Annotated in this window: 1 protein-coding gene and 1 pseudogene; both read right to left on the bottom strand. The window is 56.6% G+C overall.

The window, feature by feature from the left end; genetic code table 11:
• A pseudogene (locus MELB17_RS23065) lies at positions 1 to 494 on the bottom strand (CaiB/BaiF CoA transferase family protein); the annotation flags it as partial.
• Between the two features lie 24 nt (positions 495 to 518).
• Positions 519 to 1234 (bottom strand): acyl-CoA dehydrogenase family protein (locus tag MELB17_RS23060; protein ID WP_007352761.1); only part of this gene is annotated, 716 nt, incomplete at its 5' end.

The following is a 1234-nucleotide window of genomic DNA, read 5'->3' as shown; positions in this document are numbered from 1 at the left end:
CGTCTGCGGCCCCGGTAATGCTCATCAGCCCGCCCTGGGCCTGAATCAGGTAGTCGTAGCCCGGGCATTTCTGCCATAGGCCCGGTATGCCCGAAGCCCGTGATCGAGCAATAGATCAAGCCCGGGTTGAGCGCCGAGAGCGTGGCGTAGTCCAACCCCTTCTTCGCAAGACCACCACTTTTGAAGTTCTCGACCAGAATGTCGCTTTGGCAAGCGAGTTCGCAGATCAGCGCCTGACCTTCAGGTTGACTGATATCCACCGTTAGTGAATGTTTACCGCGATTGGCCGCGAGGTAATAAGCAGATTCGCGGGTTTCCTGACCATCCGCGGCCTGGAGCCAGGGCGGCCCCCAGTGACGCGTATCATCGCCGCTATCGGGCTTTTCGATTTTGATGACCTCGGCCCCCATGTCCGCCAGAATCTGGGTCGTCCAGGGGCCAGCCAACACGCGGCTAAGATCAAGTACGCGCAACTCTTTTAAGGGACCTGCCATGGTGCACACCTGCCGTTAGAAAAATCAGAAAAAGGCTTGGAGTCCGGTTTGAGCCCGACCCAGAATCAGCGCATGTATGTCATGCGTGCCTTCATAGGTGTTAACCGACTCCAAGTTCACCATGTGGCGGATCACGCCGTACTCGTCGGAAACGCCGTTGCCGCCGTGCATGTCACGCGACTGACGAGCGATGTCCAGTGCCTTGCCACAGTTATTGCGCTTGATCAGCGAAACCATCTCTGGTGCCCAGTTGCCGCTATCCATCAAGCGACCCACCTGCAACGCAGCCTGTAAGCCCAAGGTGATCTCGGTCTGCATGTCGGCGAGCTTTTTCTGAATCAATTGGTTAGCCGCCAGTGGACGGCCAAACTGCTTGCGGTCCAGGGTGTACTGACGCGCCGCGTGCCAGCAGAATTCAGCCGTGCCCATTACGCCCCAAGCGATACCGAAGCGGGCTTTATTCAGGCAACCGAAAGGGCCTTTCAAGCCGCTGACGTTCGGTAGCAAATTTTCTTCGGGTACAAACGCGTTGTCCAACACGATCTCGCCGGTAACCGATGCACGAAGAGACACTTTTCCTTCGATTTTCGGCGTGCTGAATCCTGTAGTGCCTCGCTCGATGATAAAGCCTTTAATCTGGTTATCGTGGGCAGCGGATTTTGCCCATACCACCGCGATATCGGCAATCGGACTGTTGGTGATCCAGATTTTGGCGCCGGTGAGAGAATAGCCACCGTCCA

The organism is Marinobacter sp. ELB17, assembly GCF_000169375.1.
Classification (GTDB): Bacteria; Pseudomonadota; Gammaproteobacteria; order Pseudomonadales; family Oleiphilaceae; genus Marinobacter.
Note: the sequence above shows the minus strand (reverse complement) of the source record. Positions and strands in the feature narration are given on the sequence as shown.